A 2,268-nucleotide genomic window follows, 5' to 3' on the forward strand; every position below is an offset into this window, starting at 1 on the left:
TGCCTGCGCGTGAACCGCGCGATCGCGGCCAGCTACGTGCTGAGCGGGCTGGCGGCGGCGCTGGCCGCGCTCGCCAACCTCGCCCTGCTCAGCGGCAGCTCGCCCGGCGCCGGCGACAACCTGCTGACCGTGGTGGCCGCCGCCCTGCTCGGCGTGGTGTTCTCGCGCCGCCTGGTGCCGACCATTCCCGGCACGCTGCTGGCGGTGCTGTTCATCGGCGTGATCGGCAACGGCTTCCAGCTCGACAACGTGTCGAGCTACTGGGTCAACGGCGTGGAAGGCGTGCTGATCCTGTTCGTGGTCGCGACCACCGCGATCGTGCGCAGCCGTCATGCCGGGAGCCGCGCCCATGACTGAAGCCCGCCTGTCCGTCCTCGCGCGCCTCGGCTCGCCGCGGCGCTTCACCCTGGTCGGCGCGCTGCTGGCCGTGATCCTGTTCTTCGCCGTGTTCGCGCCCGGCTTCGCGCGGCCCGGCAACCTGGCCGACGTGCTGCTCAACAACTTCGCGCTGCTCGCGATCGCCGCGCTCGGCATGACCCTCGCGCTGTCGCTGGGCGCCGTCGATCTCTCGCTGGGCAGCGCGATCGACCTGGCCAGCCTCGCCTTCGTGCTGCTGTGCGCCCATCACGTCGGCGTGCCGCTCGCGCTGGCCGGCGGCCTGGCGGCGGCCGCGGCGGTGGGCCTGTTCAACAGCCTGCTGATCGCGCGGATCGGCATCGCGCCCTTCCTCGCCACGCTCGGCACGCTGTTCATCGGCCAGACGGTCCAGCAGCTCGCCACCGACGGCGGCCAGCCCGTCTATCTGCTGAACCTGGCCCTGCCGCCGCTGTTCGGCGCGCTCGCGCACGGCCGGCTCGGCGGCGTGCCGGTGCCGCTCCTGATCGTGGCGGTGCTGGCGCTGGCCGTGCATGCCGCGCTGGCCTGGTCGAGCTTCGGCCGCGCCGCTGTCGCCTTCGGCGTGCAGCCCGGCGTGGCCCGCCATTCGGGGCTGCCGGTGGCGGCCATCGTCACGGCCGGCTTCGTGGCCAGCGCGCTGGTCTATGGCGTGGTCGGGCTGCTGCTGTCGTCCACCGTCAAGGCCTATGTGCCGATGTCCGGCAACGGCTTCCTGCTCAACGCGATCGGCGCCACCTTCATCGGCACCACGCTGTCGCCGGCGCGCCGGCCGAGCGTGCCGGGCACCCTGCTCGGCGTGCTGCTGCTGAGCCTGGTCGCCAACGGCCTGCTGCTGATCGGCTGGAATTTCTACTGGCAGCAGGTCGCCACCGGCGCGCTGATCCTGGCGGTGCTCGCGATCAGCTTCGCCGGGCGCCGTGGTGCGCTCGCCTGAGCGCTCCCGTTTTTCCCGACTCCGACCCAGGTTTTTCCTTCATGTCCCAAGATCGCGCTTCCGCCCTGCCTTCCGATCTCGCCGCGGCCACCGCCTGGGGCGAGCCGCCCCGCGACGCCTATGCGGGCCTGGTGGCCCCGTTCCGCCCGCTGTTCGCGCGTATCCGCGAGCAGGCGGTCGCCAGCGAGATCGAGCGCCGCCTGCCCTTCGAGACCATCGACTGGCTGCGCGACGCCGGCTTCACCGCCGTGCGCGTGCCGCGCGAATACGGCGGGCTCGGGCTCGGCCTGCCTGAATTCTTCGAGCTGCTGATCGAGCTGTCCGAAGCCGATTCGAACCCGACCCAGGCGCTGCGCGCGCATTTCGGCTTCGTCGAGCATGTGCTCGGCAGCCCCGCCGCGCGCCGCGACACCTGGCTCACACGGCTCGCGAAGGGCGATATCGTCGGCGGCGCGTGGTCCGAGAGCGGCGACGCGAAGCAGTCGCAGTTCGGCACGCGCCTCACGCGCGGCGAGCACGGCTGGCGCCTGGACGGCACCAAGTTCTACACCACCGGCTCGCTGTTCGCCGACTGGATCCATGTCGGCGCGACCGACCCGAACGACGCCTATGTCAGCGTCACCATCGACCGCCGCGCGAGCGGCGTGGAGGTGATCGACGACTGGGACGGCATGGGGCAGCGCCTCACCGCCAGCGGCACCAGCCGCTTCGTGGCGGTGGCCGTCGACGAGCGCGAGATCGTCGAGCGTGCGCCCTTCGACTACTCGGAAGCGTTCTATCAACTGGTGCACCTGGCCACGCTGACCGGCATCGCCCGCGCGGCCGTCAACGACGCGGCGGCACAGGTGGCCGCGCGCCGCCGCAGCTACAGCCATGCGCCGGCCGCGCGGCCCGCCGACGACGCGCAGGTGCTGCAGGTGATCGGCCGCGCGCGCTCA

2 protein-coding genes and 1 pseudogene are annotated in these 2,268 nt (G+C 72.4%); all 3 read left to right on the plus strand.

The window, feature by feature from the left end; all coding sequences use genetic code 11:
* Positions 1-357, plus strand: a pseudogene (locus F3J18_RS36795) (ABC transporter permease); the annotation flags it as partial.
* A complete protein-coding gene (locus tag F3J18_RS36800) occupies positions 350-1,330 on the plus strand; it encodes an ABC transporter permease (RefSeq protein WP_025100755.1) in 981 nt (326 codons plus the stop codon). The pseudogene F3J18_RS36795 and the gene F3J18_RS36800, both read left to right, overlap by 8 nt.
* 41 nt (positions 1,331-1,371) lie before the next feature.
* Positions 1,372-2,268, plus strand: an 897-nt coding sequence (locus F3J18_RS36805) for an acyl-CoA dehydrogenase family protein (RefSeq protein WP_166917059.1), incomplete at its 3' end; no start/stop codon positions are given.

It is taken from the genome of Burkholderia sp. Ax-1720, assembly GCF_011753035.1.
Lineage (GTDB): Bacteria > Pseudomonadota > Gammaproteobacteria > Burkholderiales > Burkholderiaceae > Burkholderia > Burkholderia gladioli.